General features: G+C 59.4%; 18 protein-coding genes. 7 read left to right on the top strand and 11 right to left on the bottom strand.

Features of this window, described 5'->3' with window-relative positions; genetic code table 11:
• Positions 1-7 precede the first annotated feature (7 nt).
• Together JJB09_RS20820 and JJB09_RS20815 are read left to right on the top strand one after the other, a co-directional pair.
• A complete protein-coding gene (locus JJB09_RS20820) occupies positions 8-1,840 on the top strand; it encodes an aminopeptidase P family protein (RefSeq protein ID WP_201662927.1) in 1,833 nt (610 codons plus the stop codon).
• Between the two features lie 144 nt (positions 1,841-1,984).
• On the top strand, positions 1,985-2,629 hold the full coding sequence (locus JJB09_RS20815; RefSeq protein WP_201662924.1) for a lysophospholipid acyltransferase family protein: 645 nt from the start codon (positions 1,985-1,987) through the stop codon (positions 2,627-2,629).
• 15 nt (positions 2,630-2,644) lie between these two features.
• Here JJB09_RS20815 and JJB09_RS20810 read toward each other — a convergent pair whose 3' ends face one another.
• From JJB09_RS20810 to JJB09_RS20775, 8 genes are all read right to left on the bottom strand, one after another.
• Positions 2,645-2,950, bottom strand: coding sequence for an AzlD family protein (locus JJB09_RS20810; RefSeq protein WP_201662921.1), 306 nt, complete (start codon positions 2,948-2,950; stop codon positions 2,645-2,647).
• Positions 2,947-3,660: an AzlC family ABC transporter permease gene (locus JJB09_RS20805; protein ID WP_201662918.1), complete on the bottom strand. Its 714-nt coding sequence runs from the start codon at positions 3,658-3,660 to the stop codon at positions 2,947-2,949. Before JJB09_RS20805 ends, JJB09_RS20810 begins: the two co-directional genes overlap by 4 nt.
• A 232-nt stretch (positions 3,661-3,892) precedes the next feature.
• Entirely contained in the window at positions 3,893-5,053 is a 1,161-nt protein-coding gene (locus JJB09_RS20800) for an ABC transporter substrate-binding protein (protein WP_201662915.1), read from the bottom strand.
• A gap of 237 nt (positions 5,054-5,290) precedes the next feature.
• Positions 5,291-6,121: a 3-methyl-2-oxobutanoate hydroxymethyltransferase gene (gene panB / locus JJB09_RS20795; RefSeq protein ID WP_201662912.1), complete on the bottom strand. Its 831-nt coding sequence runs from the start codon at positions 6,119-6,121 to the stop codon at positions 5,291-5,293.
• Between the two features lie 23 nt (positions 6,122-6,144).
• On the bottom strand, positions 6,145-7,002 hold the full coding sequence (gene panC, locus JJB09_RS20790; RefSeq protein WP_201662909.1) for a pantoate--beta-alanine ligase: 858 nt from the start codon (positions 7,000-7,002) through the stop codon (positions 6,145-6,147).
• A 612-nt stretch (positions 7,003-7,614) separates the two neighbouring features.
• The gene (locus tag JJB09_RS20785) at positions 7,615-8,490 is read right to left on the bottom strand and encodes a 50S ribosomal protein L11 methyltransferase (RefSeq protein WP_201662906.1); all 876 of its coding nucleotides are present in this window, start codon (positions 8,488-8,490) and stop codon (positions 7,615-7,617) included.
• Positions 8,491-8,492: 2 nt separating this feature from the next.
• Positions 8,493-9,095, bottom strand: a complete 603-nt coding sequence (locus tag JJB09_RS20780; protein ID WP_201662903.1) for an SCO family protein — start codon at positions 9,093-9,095, stop codon at positions 8,493-8,495.
• Positions 9,096-9,220: 125 nt separating this feature from the next.
• Complete coding sequence (locus JJB09_RS20775; protein ID WP_201662900.1) at positions 9,221-9,379, bottom strand: hypothetical protein; 159 nt, start codon at positions 9,377-9,379, stop codon at positions 9,221-9,223.
• A gap of 170 nt (positions 9,380-9,549) precedes the next feature.
• Between JJB09_RS20775 and JJB09_RS20770 the strand changes: the two genes are divergently transcribed.
• Together JJB09_RS20770 and JJB09_RS20765 are read left to right on the top strand one after the other, a co-directional pair.
• Positions 9,550-11,586: a methyl-accepting chemotaxis protein gene (locus JJB09_RS20770; protein WP_201662897.1), complete on the top strand. Its 2,037-nt coding sequence runs from the start codon at positions 9,550-9,552 to the stop codon at positions 11,584-11,586.
• 2 nt (positions 11,587-11,588) lie between these two features.
• The gene (locus JJB09_RS20765; protein ID WP_201662894.1) at positions 11,589-12,053 is read left to right on the top strand and encodes a chemotaxis protein CheW; all 465 of its coding nucleotides are present in this window, start codon (positions 11,589-11,591) and stop codon (positions 12,051-12,053) included.
• A gap of 57 nt (positions 12,054-12,110) precedes the next feature.
• Here the strand turns inward: JJB09_RS20765 and JJB09_RS20760 are convergent, their stop codons facing one another.
• Positions 12,111-12,572 (bottom strand): CreA family protein, encoded by a 462-nt coding sequence (locus JJB09_RS20760; RefSeq protein WP_425523752.1) that lies wholly within the window; start codon positions 12,570-12,572, stop codon positions 12,111-12,113.
• Between the two features lie 212 nt (positions 12,573-12,784).
• On the opposite strand from JJB09_RS20760, the gene aqpZ reads away from it, so the two are divergent.
• Positions 12,785-13,474 carry an aquaporin Z gene (aqpZ, locus tag JJB09_RS20755; RefSeq protein ID WP_201662888.1) on the top strand — a complete coding sequence of 230 codons (690 nt, stop codon included), beginning with the start codon at positions 12,785-12,787 and terminating at the stop codon, positions 13,472-13,474.
• A gap of 43 nt (positions 13,475-13,517) precedes the next feature.
• Here the strand turns inward: aqpZ and JJB09_RS20750 are convergent, their stop codons facing one another.
• Positions 13,518-14,888 carry a TIGR03808 family TAT-translocated repetitive protein gene (locus JJB09_RS20750; protein ID WP_201662885.1) on the bottom strand — a complete coding sequence of 457 codons (1,371 nt, stop codon included), beginning with the start codon at positions 14,886-14,888 and terminating at the stop codon, positions 13,518-13,520.
• A gap of 119 nt (positions 14,889-15,007) precedes the next feature.
• Between JJB09_RS20750 and JJB09_RS20745 the strand changes: the two genes are divergently transcribed.
• Positions 15,008-15,853, top strand: a complete 846-nt coding sequence (locus JJB09_RS20745) for a L,D-transpeptidase (protein WP_246748837.1) — start codon at positions 15,008-15,010, stop codon at positions 15,851-15,853.
• A gap of 158 nt (positions 15,854-16,011) precedes the next feature.
• Positions 16,012-16,776 (top strand): VOC family protein, encoded by a 765-nt coding sequence (locus JJB09_RS20740; protein ID WP_201662879.1) that lies wholly within the window; start codon positions 16,012-16,014, stop codon positions 16,774-16,776.
• Positions 16,777-16,874: 98 nt separating this feature from the next.
• On the opposite strand, the gene JJB09_RS20735 is transcribed toward JJB09_RS20740, so the two are convergent.
• A complete protein-coding gene (locus tag JJB09_RS20735; RefSeq protein WP_201662876.1) occupies positions 16,875-18,398 on the bottom strand; it encodes an ATP-binding cassette domain-containing protein in 1,524 nt (507 codons plus the stop codon).
• Positions 18,399-18,423 lie beyond the last annotated feature (25 nt).

The following is an 18,423-nucleotide window of genomic DNA, read 5'->3' as shown; positions in this document are numbered from 1 at the left end:
GTGCCCCATGTTCCAGTCCTTCGAAACCACTGCCGAACCGCAATTTGGCGCCGCACGCGTGGCCAAGCTCCGCGAGAGGATGGCGGCACTCGAGATCGACGGCTTTCTTGTGCCGCGCGCCGATGAATTCCAGGGCGAATATGTCCCGGCCTCGGCCGAGCGGCTCACCTGGCTGACCGGCTTCACCGGCTCAGCCGGAGTAGCACTGGTGACGGCCGACAAGGCAGTCGTGTTCGTCGATGGCCGCTACACGACCCAGCTCAAGGAACAGGTGGACGGCAATGTTTTCACTGGCGGCGATCTTGTCGGCGAGCCGCCGGCAAAATGGCTTGCTGCGCATACGCCTGCCGGTTTCAGGCTGGGTCTCGACCCGTGGCTTCACACGTCGGCAGAAATCGCCAAGCTTGAAAAGGCTCTGGCTGACAAGGACGGCAGCGTCGTCTTCCTTGCGGCCAATCCGCTCGACGAGATTTGGGATGAGCGCCCTGCCGAACCGATGGGCCAGGTCAGCATCCAGTACATCGAGCAGGCAGGCGAACTGGCAACCGCAAAGATTGCCGGCATTGCCGAAGTGGTCAGCAAAGCGGGCGCAGGCGCAGTCGTGCTGACCGATCCGTCCTCGGTCGCCTGGGTCTTCAATATCCGCGGCAGCGACGTTCCGCACACGCCGCATCCGCTGGCGCGGGCTATCATTCTTGCCGACGGCCGGGCACAGATTTTCCTCGACCAGAAGAAGACAGGCATCGAGTCCGAGGCCTATCTGGCGCAGATGGCTGCACAGCTACCGCCATCTGACTTTGTTTCCAGTGTCGAAGCGGTCGCCAGATCCGGCTCGCCGGTCATGCTCGATCCCGATCTGGCGCCCTATGCCCTGTCGCAAATCGTCGAAGCTGCAGGCGGCAGAGTGTCGGCCTCGACCGACCCCGCCGCACTGCCGCGCGCCACAAAAAACGTGGCCGAGCTTGCGGGTTCGGCAAAGGCGCACCTGCAGGATGGCGCTGCGATGGTCGAGTATCTCTACTGGCTCGACAACTATCCGCTTGAGCAGCTGAATGAAATCGAAGCGGTCAAGGCGCTCGAGGCGGCGCGCACGCGCGTCGGCGAGCGCATGCAGAACGCGCTGAAGGATATCTCCTTCGATACCATATCCGGGGCAGGGGAGAATGCCGCGATCATCCACTATCGCGTGACCGAAGCGACGAACCGGCGCTTTAAGTCTGGGGAGATGTTCCTGGTGGACTCCGGCGGGCAATATACCAACGGAACCACGGACATTACCCGGACAGTTGCGATCGGCAACGTGCCGGACGAGCAGAAGCGGTTCTTCACTCTTGTCCTCAAGGGTATGATCGCGATCTCCACGGCACGCTTTCCCAAGGGAACGCGTGGCGTCGATCTCGATCCGTTGGCTAGGATTGCGCTGTGGAAGGCGGGCGCCGATTATGGCCACGGCACTGGCCACGGCGTCGGGTCCTACCTCTCGGTCCATGAAGGGCCGCAGAGGATTTCGCGCGCCGCCATGCAGGAACTGCTGCCGGGGATGATCCTCTCCAACGAACCGGGTTACTACCGGCCCGGAGCCTTCGGCATTCGTATCGAAAACCTTGTCTATGTCACCGACATGGAGACGATCGAAGGTGGCGACCGGCCGATGTTCGCCTTCGCGACGCTCACCTGGTGCCCAATCGACCGGCGACTGATTGTTCCGCGGCTGCTCACCGACGAAGAACTGACATGGCTGAATGCCTATCATGCCGAAACGCGCGAAAAGCTATTGCCGTTGATAGAGGATGCCGAGATCAAATCGTGGCTGAAACGCGCCACTGCTCCGATCTCATAAAACAGGTCTTGAGCCTCCCGTTCGTTGGTCGTCGGATCGCCCTGAGAGCCGGCGATACATTCGGCTGTCGGCTCTACGTTTATACCAAATCTATAATATAAGAGGTTTGACCTTCGGCGCACGCCAACGTAAGGTAGTGCCGACATGAAGAAGCTTTTCCACCATCCGCTCACGGTGCGCGCACTTGCGGCGCTTATCGCAGGCTACATGTACCTTGTCTTCGCAACGAGTCGAGTGCATGTGATCACGCCTTTGCCGGCAGTATTCCTCACTGGCCCAGTCGTCCTGGCGAGCTGGCATCAGCAGATCCTCATGATACCTGTCATGCGTCGCTCGAATCCGGGCAGGCTTCTCGCCCTCATATCCGACAGCCGTGCCGGCACCTTCATCCGCACCGTTGCCGCCTGGTTCGGCATTGGAGCCGTGGCCGGGTCTCCCACTCGCGGCGGTATTGCCGGTGCACGGTTGCTTATCAAGGCCGCACGCGAGGGCCATGCCCTTTACATCACCCCCGATGGCTCGCGCGGTCCTGCCTGTGAGGCGAAGGAAGGCGCGACCGAAATCGCCCGTCTCACGCGCCTGCCGCTCATTCCCTGCGCGGCATGGCCGTCGCGCGGAAAATGCTTCAATACCTGGGACAAATTCCGCTTTCCCTATCCGTTCAGCACGATCCGTGTCGCCTATGGTGACCCCTTGGAAGACCTTACTCCGAGTGATCTGAGCGTTGCCCTGAACAAACTCACCGCACAGGTGCAAGGGAACTCGGCCCCGCTAGCTACGCCCCTCTGAAAACTTTAGATGGGATCAGTACCCTGTCATCTGCCGGAGTGCGACGACGAAGGCCCAGGCCATCACCAGCATGGTCAGTGTCGGGGCGCGCAGGCCGATTAGCAGCGCCAAGATCAGTGTGATTGTCACATCGATGCCGCCATAGACGAAACTCGGAGCAACGAGCGCCGTCAGAACGGCAGCCGGGACGGCATTGAGAGCCGCTTCCATGCGCGGTGGGATCGTCTTCATCGACTTGATGAGCAGGTAGCCGCCGGTGCGGGTGGCAAAGGTAGCAAGAGCTGCAGCAAGAATTGTCAGGCTGAAGGTGATATCCATCATGCAGCCTCCGGCGTAGCTTCAAGCTGCGGCCTGGCTTTCAGGGGCAGGGCCGCTGCGACCGCGATGCCGGCAACGGCGCCGATCGATACATGCCAGGGCGAGCCGACGAAATGCCAGGCGGCCGTGGAGGCCACTGCGCTGGCAACGACCGTCGGAAGCCAGTTATCCTTGTTGCGGAAGCCGAGTACCAGCCCGAGAAAATAGACCGTGAGCAGCACGTCGAGGCCGAGCGCGCGTGGGTCGCCGACAAACTTACCGAACACTGCCCCGATTACGGCGGTGATCTGCCAAGTGATGTAGAAGGTCAGACCGAAGGACATATACCAGGTGAAGGAGAGCTTCTTTCCGCTCTCCGCACGCTTCAGGCTCTCCGCAAATTGTGGGTCGACCAGCACGAACAGGGCTGCGATCTTCTGGCCGAGGTTGAAATGCTCGATATGGGCCGCAAGGGCTGCCGAATAGAGGATATGCCGGAAATTGACGGCGAAGATGGAAACCACCACCAGCCAGGGTGCGATATCATGCTTGAACAACTCGATGCCGACGAGCTGGCTCGCACCGGCATAGACCGTCATGTTCATCAGCAGGATCTCGCCGATGGACAGGCCCATGTTGGATGAAACGGCGCCCAGCAGGATGGCAAAGGGCAGCGCGCTAAGCAGCGTTGGCAGGGCAGTGCGGATGCCGGAGATGATTTCGTCGCGATTCATAGGGGTACTTTGGGGAACTCAATCCACGTGTTTCAGATGTTTCGTCGGCGATATCGCAAATGCGACGCCGAAACAAACGAGTGCTTCTGATAGATGGATCAGTTTCATTGATCCCTGTGGCTCACTAGCGCCACAGACAGGGCAAATGCGGAACCGGGTTTCCGAGGTGCCGCTGGGAGGTTACTCCTTTGCCGCTGGCGGCAGGTTCGAGGAACTGGAAACCTCCCTTGAGCTACAGCGGAATGTGGTGCTGGAGGATGGCGCTGTCATTGAAGACCATCGGGACATTGGATGGGCTTTCGTTCGGGTAGCATCGCACCGTCACGCCGACGATGCTGTCCCATCCCTTCATGATTGTCTCCCTTGCCTTTTCCTGCTCCTCGGGGGTCGGGAAGTACGGATCGAGATTGTCTCCATAATCCTTGAACTGCGCGAGTCTTGTTCGCATATCGTCCGACACCTTCCCATTGCGCACGAGGTCCGGCAATCGGATCGGATAACAGTGGCCATTGAGCCAGGCGAACTGCGTCTCGTCCGAATAGAGGTATTCCATCCACAGGCGGGCGGCGTTCGGGTGCGGAGCGAAGGCGCTGATAGCCTGGGCGTAGACGCCTGCGACCACGCCGGTCTTCGGCCGTACGATCTCGATTCTGGTTTTGCCCATCAACGCATCGCGGTCGCCGAGAGCAAGGTAATCCCAGCGGATGAGGATAGGCGTGCGTCCGTCAATGAGGGAATCACGGTTGCCGATGATGGGAACGAAGTTGCCCGTCTGGTTGAGATCTGCGAAGAAGCGCAGACCCTGATCGGCTGCCTCGCTCACATCGCCGTTCGCGGCAGACAGGCCAGAGGCCAGGATGGCCTGGATCGCCTGGTTTGACGCAATATCGCCAGCGAGACCGACCGCCCCTCGGTATTCCGGTGCCGTGAGGTCGGCCCAATCCAAAGGTATTTTCGTGATTAGATCTGCGTTGATCTCGAAAACAACCCTCCCGTAGTAGGCGCCATACCAGTAACCGGCCGCATCCTTGGCACGGTCCGGGATGGTGGCCCACGTCGACACTTTGTAAGGCTGCAAAAGGCCATCTCTGGCCGGCGATGGAGCGAAGGACAGGCCGATATCGATTACATCCGGCGCCTGCGGGTAGGTTTTGTCTCGCGCGTTCCTGATCGCATTGATCTCACTAGAGGATGACGCCTGGGGCAAAAACTCGTTGATTGTGACGCCGTACTTCGCCTTGAACCTGTTGATAATGCCGCCATATCCGCAATATTTGCGAGGCAGAGCAATAACGTTGAGTTGGCCCTCGGCCTTGGCGGCTGCCACCAGCCCGTCCATCGGACCCGACGATAATGGCATCACCAGGTAGCCCGCTCTTCCACCTGTTTTCATGGTCGTTTCCTTCCATAACTGATGATCAACAGTCGAGGTCGATCATAGCAGCTCGAAGGGGTCGGGGAAATTGCCAATACACAACTTCGCAGTGTCCGGAGTTTCTTTCAAACACCTCGGACACGCTTGTTCGGAGTTGAGGATCCGCCACTTGATCCACCCAATTCAAAGGAGGCATCCCGAACCGGCTGACTCATAGGGCTCTGCCACCGGGTCCGGGACAGGCGCCAACTAGCGCTAAAGCTTCTGGCGCTTCATCTGGTAGGTATGCTCTTCCGCAGGGAAGGTGCGCGCCTTCACCTCGGCCGCATAGTCGGCGGCGGCTTGCGAGATCTGCGGTGCAAGATTGGCGAAGTGCTTGACGAAGCGCGGCTTGAAATTGGTGAAGATGCCGAGCATGTCGTCGCTGACCAGCACCTGGCCGTCGCAGGCGGCAGATGCGCCGATGCCGATGGTGGCGGCCTTGAGGTCTGCAGAGATTTCGCGCGCCAGCGGCTCGATGGTGCCTTCGATCACCATCGCAAAAGCGCCGGCGGCGTCGATCGCCTTGGCATCGCGGCGGATCTTGTCGGCCTCGGCGTCAGAGCGGCCCAGCGAGCGGTAGCCGCCGGTGGCGTTGACGAGTTGCGGCATCAAGCCGACATGGCCGACAACAGGAATGCCACGCTGGCTGAGGAAATGCACGCTTTCGGCCATTTCCTCGCCGCCTTCGAGCTTGACGGCAGAGGCGCCGGTTTCCTTCATGATGCGGGCTGCATTGCGGAATGCCTGTTCCTTGGATTCCTGGTAGGAGCCGAAAGGCAGATCGACGACGATGCAGGCGTCGTTGGAACCGCGCATGACCGCCTGGCCGTGTGCGATCATCATCTCCAGCGTCACTTGCACGCTGGATTCGAAGCCATAGACCACCATACCGACACTATCGCCGACCAGCAGCATGTCGCAGTGCGGATCGAGAAGCTTGGCGACGGGCGCCGTGTAGGCCGTGAGGCAGACGATCGGGCGTTCACCCTTGAGCGCTTGAATCGAGGCCGCTGTACGGCGTTTCTGCAGGGGCTGGACGCTCATGGAAGTCTCCGTTTCTACCGCTGTTAGCCCAGATGGGCAGTCAATACACGGTTATCAAGCAACTTGGTCGTACCGAACCTGACGAACAGCAGCAGGAGTACCGGTTTTTTGGCAATCTTCGTCAGGCGTTCGAGTGTATCCGGATCGCGAATTGCGACGACCTCAGGATTGGCGAGCGGTTCGCCTTCCAGGAAGGCGATCAAACGCTCTTCAAGGTCTGTTGGATCGGTGATGCCCTCGGCAAGCAGGCGGTTGGCCTCGTCAAGGGCTTTGGGAACGATTGCGGCTGCCTGGCGTTCGTCGGAGCTGAGGTAGACATTGCGCGAGGAGCAGGCAAGGCCGTCGGCCTCCCGCACAGTCGGCACGCCGATCACGGTGACGGGCTGGGCAAGATCTTCCGCCATGCGGCGAATGATCTGCAGTTGCTGGTAGTCCTTTTCGCCGAAATAGGCGCGATCCGGCTGGACGATATTGAACAGCTTGGTGACGACAGTGGAAACACCGGCGAAATGGCCGGGGCGAACTTCGCCTTCCAACTGGCCGCCAAGGCTGGACACATCGACCACGGTTTCCATCGGGCGCGGATACATGTCGGACACAGTTGGTGCAAAGAGGAAGTCGACGCCAGCGTTCTCGAGCATGGCGCTGTCGCGTGCGAGATCGCGCGGATATTTCGACAGATCCTCGTTGGCACCGAATTGCAAGGGATTGACGAAAATGGACGTCGCCACCACGTCATTTTCAGCGCGAGCACGTGCAACGAGTGAAAGATGACCCTGGTGAAGATAGCCCATGGTCGGCACCAGGCCGATCGTCTTGCCGGCACGTCTCAGCGGCAGGAGGTGCTCACGCAGCGCCGAAATTGATGAAACAATGTGCAATTATGCCTCCCTGACGGCACCAGTGCCGCACTGAATACATGCTGCAGCGCAAAATGACAATATCCGCCTGGCGGCTATGCAACGCGTTGCCTATTGATCGGGCAAAGTCCTATCGCCTCGCGCGATGTTCTAAATATGCAAAAAATGCATGGCTCCCATGTGCAGGTCCCCCTTACCAAATCATCTGACATATCCTATCTACCAATCATCAGCGGGCGGGACAGATTGTTCCAAACGCAAATGACCTGAAGTTTCGACCAGATGGTCAGAGTTTCATGTTCCGACAGGTTTGCATTGGCCACTCCTCCTCCCAGGCCGTGCAGATTTGGGACATGATTTTGTCCTCGAAGAGCACTCCTCCTCCCAGCTCTTCAAGGACAGATCAGCTTCGCTGATCGAAGGCGGCGCCATCCTCCTCCCGGCGCCGCCTTTTTTATTGCCTGATTTTCAAGCGGATATCTTCTCCCGTGCGGATTGCGCGGCAGCGTCTTCATGCATGTGTGTAGGAAAGCTGGAGAGGCCATTGCGGGCGATCGATTCATAGCCGTATGAGCACGGCAACGTCCCGGATGCGCCGAGGCTTATCCGAGACAGGCAGACCGCATCGAAAGCCTATTTTCTCAGCTCAATCGTCACCCAGCCATTCATCCATGTCGTGCGAGCGTGGCTGAGGCCGGCGCCGTTATATGCGGAGATCACCTTCCAGCGCTGGCTCGACAATATACCCGATAGAATCACCGTGCCGTTGGGCGACAGGTGCTGAACCAGGCTTGGCGCGAGCTTCATCAGCGGACGGGCCAGAATGTTGGCGATGATCAGGTCGAAGGGACCGTACTTCTTGAACACCTGATGGTGAAAGCCTGGGGCGGTGGCAAGATGAATGCCGCTGACGACACCGTTGATGCGGGCGTTTTGCGTCGCGACGCGGGTGGCCACCGGATCGATATCGGTTGCCACGACCGGAATCTTCGCCATCTGGTGGGCCGCGATGGCCAGTACGCCCGAGCCGGTGCCGAGATCCAGCGCATTGCGGATCTCGCGGGACTTCAGCACGTCGCTGATCATCGCAAGGCATCCGGCCGTAGTGCCGTGGTGGCCGGTCCCGAATGCCTGACCGGCTTCGATGAGGATGCCGATATCGTTGGGGCCGACCTTGTCGGCATCATGGCTGCCATGCACAAGGAAACGGCCGGCCCGTACGGGCTTCAGTCCTTCCAGCGATTTGGCGATCCAGTCGATGTCAGGCAGCACTTCCCGCTGCATTTCGAGCGTGGGAAATTCTTCCGCCAAAAGATCCTTGAAGCGAATGGCCGTCTCGTCTTCCGCGCTTGCGGGCATGTAGATGGAGGCTTCCCAGATCTCCTTGACCTCGTCCACTTCCTGCGTCGCGACGACGTAGTCTTCTTCTCCGAACAGGTCGGAGAGCGCATTCAACACGTCTTCGGCCACGGTTTCCGTGGTGCTTACGTAGAGGCGGATTTCGCTCACAGTCAGTTTCTCACAATCAGATTCTGGAGTTTCTTGACGGCAACCTCTGGGTTTTCGCCATAGGCGATGGTTCCGGCAAACCGGCCTTCCTTGTCAAGCAGGAAGACGGAGGCGGAATGATCCATCGTGTACTCGCCATCCGGCTTTGCCGGGTCCGTCGGCACTTTCTTGAAGTAAACCTTGAAGCCGCGCGCCATCGCTTCGACCTTTGCGGGATCGCCGGAGATACCCGAAATCCGGTCCGTGACATTGGAGAGGTATGTGCCAAGGATTGCCGGCGTGTCGCGCTCGGGATCAACCGAGACGAAATAGGCCTGGAGCTTGGTCTTGTCCGGATCGGCGGTCTTCATCCAGCCCGAGAGTTCGTAGACGGTTGTCGGGCAGATTTCCGGGCAGTGGGTGAAACCGAAGAGCAGCGCCGTCGGCTTGCCGCGGAATGCTTGTTCGGTCACGGGCTTTCCATCCTGCCCGACAAGGCTGAATGCCACGCCGAATGGCTCTTCCGAAAGCGCGGACTGTTTGGTGGAAACTTCACTCCATAGCCAAAAGAACAGACCGGCCATCAGCGCGGCGAGTATGAAGAGTACAATTCGGACGGTTTTCATCGACAGGCCTCGGATTTCTGCACCCCGGCGCCGGATCTTCGATCCACGCCGCTTGTCACGCCCTATCCCTTAAATAACGGTGCTGCGCAAGGCGGCAATTGGATGCAGACAGGCATCGAACGGCTTCAGAGGCACCAGGACAGTCCTTGTGACGCAAGGGTCAGCAGGATGGAGCTGCCATAGTGCATCCAGCCGAAGAATGCCGCAAACAGCAGCACCGTCGCTGCGAGGATGGTGGCAACGCCAATTAGGCCATTTCTGTTGGTCGTGGGCATTTCGTTCATGGCTGGAGATTCTGCATGTTTCCGCCCTTGCTTCAAGCCCCGGTCAGTTCGACGGACGATTTCGATACAGATCATCACTTTTCGCAATAAACCGGATGTGGACTGGGGGAGGTTCGTTAACCGTATTTCAGTTTTTGCCACGCTAGACTGCCGACAAATCGGGGACTCTCATGCCTTTCAACACAGCCAGTACCAATCGCTCCATGTCGGTCAAACAACGCCTGCTGACGCTGGGCGTGGCAGCCTTCGCCGGATTTGCTGCCATGATCGGTGTCGGATGGTATCAAAACTCAAAGGCGAGTGCTGCGCTCGATCACGAGCAATTGATCAGGAGTCAGGTGACCGCCATCAACGACATTCGCATCGCCAATGTTGAAATGGTGCTGGCGGCCATGGATTCGATCGTCGACAAGGATGAGCGCAAGGTCAGCCCGGAGCGCATCGAAACCATGACCAAGTCCTTGGCGGTGATGCGTAAGAGTGTTGACCTGGTAAAGGGTCTCGCAAACGAGGCCGGAAAGTCCGCACTCGTTGGCACTTACGTTTCCGACATCGGCGACATTGAAAAAGCGGTTGTTCGCGAGCTCCCCAAATTAATCGAGAATGGCAGCGGGCCCGAGGAGTTCGCGCGGATTGACGACGCAATTGACGGCGCCGGCGAAAGGCTTTCGTCGATGCTCGGCACTCTGGCTGCAGATGGTCGTACACTTGCCGACAAGGCGGTGGCCGAAGCGAAAACCCAATCGCAATGGGCGCTCTACCTGCAACTGTCGCTGGGCATCATCGGCATCGCCATCATGGGCGTGCTCTTTCCGTATCATGCGGGTGCGATCCGCCGGGGCGTTCTTGGCGTCCGCGACAGCCTGGAGCGAATTCGCCGGGACGATCTGGATACGCCTGTTGCCGGTTGGGAACGGGGCGACGAGTTTGGCGAGATGGCACGAACTGCCGAGGCGCTACGCGAGTCGGCCGTTGAAAAACGGAGCCTTACCGCAAAGAGCCTGAGAGACTACGACCAGAACGAAACCGAGCGAGCCGCTCGCGAATCCCAGAAGCTCAGGGAGGAAACGCAGATCCGCTTTGCTGTGGACGCGTTGGCCACCGGCCTGGCAAATCTGGCCGACGGCAACTTGTCCGTGGCGCTTGACAAGCCTTTCCGGGAGGACCTCGAACAGGTGCGTGGGGACTTCAACCGCGCCGTGGAAAAGCTGCAGCAGGTTATCTCGGAAGTAAAATCCAACAGCGGTTCGATCGAGGCCAACAGTACGCAGATGCGCAGTGCGGCCGACGATCTGGCGCGCCGTACCGAGCAGCAGGCAGCCTCTCTGGAAGAAACTTCGGCGGCGCTCGAGCAGATCACTTCCACCGTTCGCAATTCGACTATGCGGGCCGATGAGGCGACCAAAATGGTCGACGGCACCAAGGCCAGCGCCGAGCAATCGAGCAGGATCGTCTCCGACGCGATGTCGGCCATGGAGCGCATCCAGGCGGCATCGAACGAAATCGGCAAGATCATCAACGTAATCGATGAAATCGCGTTCCAGACAAACCTTCTTGCCCTGAACGCCGGTGTCGAGGCAGCGCGCGCCGGCGAGGCTGGCAAAGGCTTTGCCGTGGTGGCCCAGGAAGTGCGCGAACTTGCCGGCCGCGCCGCCGGTGCAGCAAAGGATATCAAGATCCTGGTCGGCCGTTCCAGCACCGAGGTGCGCAGCGGCGTACAGTTGGTGACAGAGACAGGCGAGGCGCTTGGCAGCATCGCCTCCGACGTCGCGCGCATCAACGAGATCGTCCGCGCCATCGCCACCGCAGCCAATGAACAATCTGTCGGTATCCAGGAAATCAATACGGCCATCGGCCAGATGGACCAGATGACACAGCAGAATGCCGCCATGGTCGAACAGACCAATGCTGCCAGCCATACGCTGGCGCAGGATGCGAGCAACTTGAGCCAGATCATCAGTCAGTTCCAGACCGGCGACCAGCCTGCCGTGCGCAATGCTGCGCCTGTCGGGCAGACGGCCTCACGCCCGGTACTACGTTCCGTCGCATCCCCGATCCGTCCGGTCCTTCAGGTTGCCGACACGGCTTCACGGCCCAAAACTTCCCCTGCGCGCCATCTGGCCGACAGACTCGCCGGGGCCTTCAACACCAAGCCGGCCGCAAGCAACGCCGCCGGCGCATCCAACAACAATTGGGAAGAATTCTGAACATGAACATGGCGATCAAGCAGTCCGCTGCACATCTTGAAATCGTTTCCTTCCACCTCGGCGATCAGGAATTCTGCATCGATATCATGGCTATCCGCGAAATCCGCGGCTGGGCGCCCGTCACACCCATGCCGCACACGCCGCCGTATGTACTTGGTCTCATCAACCTGCGCGGCGCGGTGATCCCAGTCATCGACATGGCCTGCCGTCTTGGCATGAAGATGACAGAACCGTCCGAGCGTTCGGCAATCATCGTCACCGATATCGGCGGCAAGCTGGTTGGCCTGCTGGTCGAGCAGGTGTCGGACATGATGACGATCAAGTCCGAGGACCTGCAGCCAGCACCGGAAATCATTCCGGAAGCCCAGCGCGCCTTCTGCCGCGGCATCGTCGCACTTGAGAAGTCGATGGTCTGCTTCCTGAACCTCGATACCGTCATTGCGGACGAGTTGAAACAGGCTGCATAACAACAGTCGCACTGTGAACTAGATTGGGCGGATGCAGGGCAACCTGCATCCGCTCTTTCATTCCGGCTTGCCGTTTTTCCATGTCGGTTTCTGGTTGAACAGCGGCACGGTCGAGATTGCCATCTTCGCTGACCCCTCGACCACCTCTCGGGAGTGTACCAGGTAGACAAGTGTGTCGTTCTGCTTGTCATAGATACGCGTCACGTAGAGCGATTTCCAAATCAGCGACAGGCCCGATTTGAAAACCTCCTCGCCACTCTGCGACAGATCGATGTCGCCGATGACCACCGGGCCGGTTTGCTGGCAGGAAATCGACGAGTTGGACGGGTCTTCGAACCAGTTGCCCTTGCTTAGCCGGTCGATGATGCCGCGATCGAAATAGGTGACGTGGCAAGTGATGCCCTCGATTTTCGGATCGTGCACCGCATCGATGACGATATCGTTGCCTGTCCAGTCGACACCCACTTTGCCTACACGCTCGGCAGGGGATGCAGCCGCTGTCGCGCCCACCATCAACATAGCGATCACCAGCGATACGAGAGGCTTCTTCATCGGCTGTCTCCTTGTCTGTTGCCTACAACTTGGAGGCCGGCGGTTGCATATTCAAGCGCCGGTTGGAACTTGTTGTGCAGAAACGGGTACGTGCCAATGTGCTTTCGCACGTCTATGTTGAATTACCGATAGCTGTTGGTAGCCTCGTGAGGTGTGGAATCATCCACGGAGGAGCAGACATGCTGAAGAAGTTGCTTGCGGAATTCATTGGAACGTTCTGGCTTGTGTTCGGCGGTTGTGGAAGTGCCGTTCTGGCGGCTGCGTTTCCGGATCTGGGTATCGGTTTTGTCGGCGTCGCCATGGCATTCGGCCTCACCGTTCTGACCATGGCCTATGCGGTGGGTGGAATCTCCGGCGGCCACTTTAATCCGGCAGTATCCTGCGGTCTTGCCGCTGCCGGCCGGTTTCCTCTATCCAGCCTGATCCCCTACATTATCACCCAGGTCATCGCCGGGGTCATTGCCGGTGCGGTGCTCTACCTCATTGCCAGCGGTAAGGCTGGATTTGCAGCCGGCGGTTTCGCCTCCAACGGCTACGGCGAGCACTCGCCGGGTGGCTACTCCATGATGTCGGCGTTCCTGATCGAAGCGTTGCTGACCTTTATGTTCCTGTTCATCATTCTCGGTTCAACGCATGGACGGGTCGTCGCGGGCTTTGCACCGATCGCCATTGGCCTTGGTCTGACGCTGATCCACCTCATTTCGATTCCGGTGACCAATACCTCGGTCAACCCGGCGCGTTCGACTGGGGTGGCGTTCTTCGCCGAAGGCGGTTGGGCGCCCGGTCAGTTGTGGCTGTTCTGGCTGGCGCCAATCATCGGGGCGATCATTGCTGGCGTGGTTTGGAAAGCAATCGCCGAAAAGGATTGATCCGATCCTTCGGGGATGGCCGGAGAGGGCCGTCCCCGGCTCGTCAGGATACCTGGTTGCCACCGATATCGATATGGGGAAATTCCTTGCCATCGTTGGATGCGAGTTCTCCGCTGGATTTCTCGATCCAACGATAGCCGGATATCGCCGCTTCGGAACAATCACTGAACTGGTTGTTTCGCACCAGTATCGGGCCTGCTCCCTCGACGACAGTAACCGCGCAACCCACTTTTGCCTTGCGCACCACATTGCCCGTCGCGCTGATATTGCGGCCATACGGTCCCCAACCCAGCAGCATGCCCCAGCGCGGCGCATTCTCGATCACGTTGCCGGTGACGGACGCCTCGGCTTCGGCTTCAAGTCCGATGCCGAACAACGCGTCTTCCGCCTCATAGGGGGCCGTGAGCTTGAGGTTGCGGATGAGATTGCCTGAAATGACGGCGAGACGGCCGCCCTCGTTGAAATTGACGGACAGAATGCCGTTGGCTGCGCCATCTATCACGTTGTTGGCAATCACCGCGCCTTCGAAACCGAATTCGGAGTAGATCGCGGTTTCTCCCGAATTCGTGCAATGGTTGGCGGATATCAGCACGTTCGATCCCGCATTGGAACGGATCGCGGTGAAGGCGCAATTACTGATGTGATTGTCGGAGATCAGCACGTCGTCGGCCCGGAAGATGTTGATGCCGTTGCCATTCTGGCCGGTGCCACCGCCATGGGCGGCGATCCTCTGAATACGGTTGCCGCTGACGATGGTGCCATCGCGCCCTTTCGTCCACCGATGCACGAGAATACCGCCGTTTCCGCAATCCGATATCCTGTTGTCACGAATCTCGAAATCGCTGTTGTCGACGGCGTAAATTGCCGATTCCGCGGCACCGGAGATCGTGTTTCCGGCGATTTTCCCGCTCGATCCTTCGGCCCAGATCGCGAACTTGGCAGCGCCGGCGATCTCGCAGTCTTCGATGGTGAGGTTGCTGATGCTTCGGAATGTCACCAGTCCTTGCTGGTCGTCGGCCAGCCAGCGGTTGGCGCCGTCGATGACGAGACCAGATAGCGAGATGAATTTCGCCCCGGTTGCCCCGAGAAACTTGCCTTCGCCACCATAGACTAGCCGCGTCGCACCCGCCACGCCTTGCAGGCGAACGTTGTCGGGAAGGTCGATGTTGGAGATCTCGTAGGTTCCAGGCGGCAGGAAAACCGGCATGTTGCGCGCCGACGCTTCCTTGAGAAGCTTGATGAAGGCTTTGGAGCCGCGATCGAGCGTGCCGGGATGGATGCCATAATCCGGGGCATTCAGCGCGCCGCGGAAATCAACTTCGCTCAGCAATGGCGAAGCGCGCACGGTGGCGGGCACTGCAAGAGCAAGGCCAGCAAGAAAGGTGCGTCTGGTCGGTCTCAGAAAAGCTGTCATGCCTCTCGCGCAGCAAGTTGCATGCCAACGCCGTTGCACCGAAACGAGACAGGCGGCAAGCCCCGCGCCAGATGGTTGTGCAAGATCGTTGTGAATTCAATACTAGGGCGAATCCTGTCATGACGACGAAATCGGCGAACATCCTGCCTGCGCTAGCACTGCTGACGTTGATGCTCGGTGGGTGCACTTCCTCCGAAGTCAACGAATACGATCCCTATGATACGGGATCGATGGACGCTGACAGGTTTGCCAAGCAGACATATCCGGTCTGGAACGTCACCGGTCCTTATAAGGAACGGGACATGTTCCGGGAGGATGATTATGCCACGCAGAAATCGCTCTATGTGCCGCCGCGTGCGGAACCGGTGACGGTGTATGAAACCGACGAAACCTTCACAACGCAATCCATTCCCATGCAGCGCTCGATGGCGATGTATGCAAAGCTGGATGATGGTGGCCATTGGCTGCCGGAAATTCCGACGCAGGACGTGCCAAACCAGTTTCTGCGCCGCGAGGTTAGCTACAAGAGTTCGGAACGACCAGGCACAATCGTGGTCGATACGCGCTCCAAGCATCTCTACCTGGTCCTCGGTAACGGACGCGCCATGCGCTACGGCGTCGGCATCGGCCGTCAGGGTTATGCCTGGAAAGGAGAGGGCCGTATCCAGTATCGCAAAAAGTGGCCGCGCTGGACGCCCTCGGAAAATTATGTGGCTGATAAGCCCGAGATGAAGATGTTCTCCGCTTCCTACGGCGGTCTTGTCGGCGGGGTCAACAACCCGCTCGGGGCGCGGGCGCTCTATATTTTTGCAGACGGCAAAGACACGCTGTTCAGGGTTCACGGCACCCCGGACTGGAAATCGGTCGGCAAGCAGGTCTCCTCGGGCTGCATCCGAATGTTCAACCAGGATGTGATCGATCTCTATGGCCGCGTCAGGGATGGCGCGAAAATCATCGTCCTCTAGTTTCACATCTCTGCTGGGCAGGGATACAGCGCAACGCTTGGACGCTGCGCCGCTGTTGGTTGTATCTGACGGGATATTGTTCTCTTTTTGTGGTAATGCTCTAAAGTGCCGGGCGATAGGCCCGCACCCATTGGCAAGACACACGGGAGGAGGCTGTCATGGCGCATGGAAGCTTTGTCTGGTACGAACTTTCCACCACGAACCTTGATGGTGCGGTGGATTTCTACAGCAGGATTGTAGGCTGGCAGCCCAAGGACGCGGCTATGCCTGGCATGGACTACCGCCTGTTTCAGATGGGCGAGGTGCCAATAGCCGGCGTCATGCATCATCCCGATGCGCTTCTGGAGGCAGGCGTTCCGCCGGTCTGGTTCGGATATGTCGGGGTGAAGGATGTCGATGCCGCCGCCAAGAAAGCGGAAGCGCTCGGTGGATCAATCGAACAGCCCCCGACGGACATTCCTGGCATTGGCCGCTTTGCCGTCATCAAGGATCCGCACGGTGCGATCATCTCGCTCTTCTACAGCGATTCTCCACCGCCGGAGTCACCGTTCGGACAGGCACCCGGCCGGATCGGCTGGAACGAACTGTATGCTGGTGACCTCGACGGGGCGTGGGCCTTCTACTCCGCGTTGTTCGGGTGGACCAAGGGCGAAGCGATGGACATGGGCGACATGGGCATCTACCAGCTCTTCGAGCATGAAGGAAACGCGATCGGCGGCATGATGAAGAAGCCGGATGGGGTGCCCCAGCCGGCCTGGCTCTATTATTTCAACGTGCCGAACCTGACGGCGGCAATGAAGGCTCTCGAAGCCGCTGGCGGCAAGATACTCAGCGGGCCGATGGAGGTTCCCGGCGGCGATCATATCGCCCAGGCATCGGATCCGCAGGGCGGCGCGTTCGCCCTTGTCGGCAAACTCGGATAGAGCTTGCATGGGTGCGTTGCCGTGCCCCACGCAGATGACGGCACGGCAAGGCTTCAGATCGGCCCGCGAGCATGTTGCTCCGGGCCGACCTCCCGTTATCATTCAGCGAACTGTGATGCGAAGAACGCTTCGGGATCATCGACTTCGATGAGCTTTCGCTTGTCGATCTGCCAGAACCGGTTGCCGACATTGCGGATGAAGCTGCGGTCGTGCGACACCAGCATGCAGCTTGCTTGATGGCTGAGGAGTTCTGCCTCAAGCGCTTCCTGCCCGTCGATATCGAGGTGGTTGGTCGGCTCGTCGAGCAGGTAGAAGTTCGGATTGGTCAGTCGCAGGACGAGCATGCCCAGTCTGGCTTTCTGTCCGCCGGAGAGGCGGCCAAGTGCCTTGCCCTGCATATCGACATTGATGCCAGCACCCGCCAGCAGCGTCCGCGCACGTTGGTCGCCAAGTTCGAACCGTCCGACCAGCACACTCATCGGCGTATCCTTGTCATCAAGATCGGCAAGGGCCTGATCGCCGTATCCCAGCACCAGCGACGGCGTAACCTTGATGCCTGACGGGCTCGATTGCGGATTTTCAATTGCCGCCTTCAGCATCGCGATCAATCGCGTCTTGCCAGTGCCGTTGCGGCCCCACAAGACGATACGGTCGCCCTGGCAGATAAAGCGTTTGCCGGTGCTGAAGAGCACGGTGCTATCAGGCGTCGCAACCGTGGCATCGTCGAGCGTCACCAGCACCTTTGCATGCGTGCCTTGATTGGCAAGCCGGATCGCGCCGGCGGATCGTTCCTGATGGGCTGGTCTGGCAGTCGCCTCCAGCTTGTCGGCGCGGCTCTTGAGTTGCTTGGTCTTGAGCACCAGGAGGTCGCTGCCGGAGTTGATGCCGATATTGTTGAGCTTGGCCGCCTGCTGGCGCAGCTGCTTGGCCGTTTTCATGTCGCTGATGTACCGCCGCTCATCTGACGCGTCTGCGTCGTCCAGCGCGGCCCTGGCACGTGAATAGGGCAACGAATAACAGGGGGATTGCTCGGTCCGCAGAAACAGCGTGCGGTTGGTGACTGCATCGAGAAATGCACGATCATGGCTGGCGATGACCACCGGCGTATCGCGCGACAAGCTGGCGAGCCAGCCCTCAAGAATGGCGATCCCGGCGAGATCGAGATGATTGGTCGGTTCGTCGAGCAACAGCAGGTCGGGTTCGAGTACCCACGCGCGCGCCAGCATTGCAAGCCTCTGCCAGCCGCCGCTCAATTGAGCCAGTGTCCGCGCGCGGAGCGCCATGTCCACGGCAAGATCATCGAGCAGTATATCGACGCGCCAGCTTTCGCTATCTGCCTGGTCCCCGGGCAATGCCGCGCGCACGGCCTCATAGAGCGACATGCGCATCACTGCCTCGGGTATGTTTTGTTCGACATAGCCCGTTGTCAGGCCGCGGGCGCGGACTATGTCGCCGGTCGTTGCTTCATCCGTGCCTGCGATGCAGCGCAACAGGGTGGATTTGCCGCGCCCGTTGGCGGCGACGATGCCAAGGCGGTCTCCGGAACTGACGACAAGATTGAGGGCGGAAAACAGCGGCGTGCTTCTGACAACGCCGAGATTGCGGATATTGATCAAAGTCATGACAGGTCTCTGGTCTTTCGAGCAG

Source organism: Phytoamicus setariae (genome assembly GCF_016722925.1).
Lineage (GTDB): Bacteria > Pseudomonadota > Alphaproteobacteria > Rhizobiales > Rhizobiaceae > Rhizobium_E > Rhizobium_E setariae.
This window is presented reverse-complemented; position numbering and strand designations above follow the sequence as displayed.

Bases quoted from the DNA above. Each gene is read 5' to 3' on its own strand.
- JJB09_RS20760 (WP_425523752.1), bottom strand. From the start codon at position 12,572: ATGTTGATGGTGGGCGCGACAGCGGCTGCATCCCCTGCCGAGCGTGTA.
- JJB09_RS20770 (WP_201662897.1), top strand. From the start codon at position 9,550: ATGCCTTTCAACACAGCCAGTACCAATCGCTCCATGTCGGTCAAACAA.
- JJB09_RS20750 (WP_201662885.1), bottom strand. From the start codon at position 14,888: ATGACAGCTTTTCTGAGACCGACCAGACGCACCTTTCTTGCTGGCCTT.
- JJB09_RS20810 (WP_201662921.1), bottom strand. From the start codon at position 2,950: ATGATGGATATCACCTTCAGCCTGACAATTCTTGCTGCAGCTCTTGCT.
- JJB09_RS20780 (WP_201662903.1), bottom strand. From the start codon at position 9,095: ATGAAAACCGTCCGAATTGTACTCTTCATACTCGCCGCGCTGATGGCC.
- JJB09_RS20765 (WP_201662894.1), top strand. From the start codon at position 11,589: ATGAACATGGCGATCAAGCAGTCCGCTGCACATCTTGAAATCGTTTCC.
- JJB09_RS20815 (WP_201662924.1), top strand. From the start codon at position 1,985: ATGAAGAAGCTTTTCCACCATCCGCTCACGGTGCGCGCACTTGCGGCG.
- JJB09_RS20735 (WP_201662876.1), bottom strand. From the start codon at position 18,398: ATGACTTTGATCAATATCCGCAATCTCGGCGTTGTCAGAAGCACGCCG.
- JJB09_RS20800 (WP_201662915.1), bottom strand. From the start codon at position 5,053: ATGAAAACAGGTGGAAGAGCGGGCTACCTGGTGATGCCATTATCGTCG.
- JJB09_RS20820 (WP_201662927.1), top strand. From the start codon at position 8: ATGTTCCAGTCCTTCGAAACCACTGCCGAACCGCAATTTGGCGCCGCA.
- JJB09_RS20745 (WP_246748837.1), top strand. From the start codon at position 15,008: ATGACGACGAAATCGGCGAACATCCTGCCTGCGCTAGCACTGCTGACG.
- JJB09_RS20740 (WP_201662879.1), top strand. From the start codon at position 16,012: ATGGCGCATGGAAGCTTTGTCTGGTACGAACTTTCCACCACGAACCTT.
- JJB09_RS20805 (WP_201662918.1), bottom strand. From the start codon at position 3,660: ATGAATCGCGACGAAATCATCTCCGGCATCCGCACTGCCCTGCCAACG.
- panB (WP_201662912.1), bottom strand. From the start codon at position 6,121: ATGAGCGTCCAGCCCCTGCAGAAACGCCGTACAGCGGCCTCGATTCAA.
- aqpZ (WP_201662888.1), top strand. From the start codon at position 12,785: ATGCTGAAGAAGTTGCTTGCGGAATTCATTGGAACGTTCTGGCTTGTG.
- JJB09_RS20775 (WP_201662900.1), bottom strand. From the start codon at position 9,379: ATGAACGAAATGCCCACGACCAACAGAAATGGCCTAATTGGCGTTGCC.